The sequence below is a fragment of the Pseudoalteromonas sp. S1608 genome, from assembly GCF_005887265.1.
GTDB lineage: Bacteria > Pseudomonadota > Gammaproteobacteria > Enterobacterales > Alteromonadaceae > Pseudoalteromonas > Pseudoalteromonas undina.
This window is the reverse complement of record NZ_PNDK01000098.1, coordinates 1-362: the sequence shown is the minus strand read 5'-3', so window position 1 is coordinate 362 and position 362 is coordinate 1. Positions and strand designations below refer to the sequence as shown.

The window sequence follows — 362 nt, the reverse complement described above, 5'->3', positions numbered from 1 at the left end:
TGGCCTTTTACATAAGACATACATCAAGCAGCGCCACACAAATAAAATGCCCCTGCGCTAATAGGCAGTGATGCCTCAAGCAAAGATAACTCCATACGACCTGTGTAATCACCTCCCCCAGCACCTTGCTTAAACCAGGTTAAGGTTTTTATTAGTGGATGCATAGCCGATTGCTGCGAAAGGTAGTCTTTAAATCAAAACTCGAAGCTATTTTCACCCGCGTGTTAGTAACTTATCGCTTGATTAGTATTGTCGGTCAATAGCGTTTGCAGCATAACCATCATTTGGGTTTGGCCAACACCTGCAGAAATAAGCACAACCGGGGGTGGTGCGTCTAGCAAAAAGCAGTCCGCTGCTGGGGG

Annotated in this window: 1 protein-coding gene; it reads right to left on the bottom strand. The window is 46.1% G+C overall.

The genetic code is table 11. The features are described 5' to 3' along the window. Window positions 1-23 precede the first annotated feature (23 nt). Entirely contained in the window at window positions 24-164 is a 141-nt protein-coding gene (locus tag CWB75_RS19245) for a hypothetical protein (RefSeq protein ID WP_249362349.1), read from the bottom strand. Window positions 165-362: the final 198 nt, after the last annotated feature.

What these genes read in the sequence shown, in the direction of transcription:
- CWB75_RS19245 (WP_249362349.1), bottom strand. Translation starts at nt 164, where the DNA reads ATGCATCCACTAATAAAAACCTTAACCTGGTTTAAGCAAGGTGCTGGG.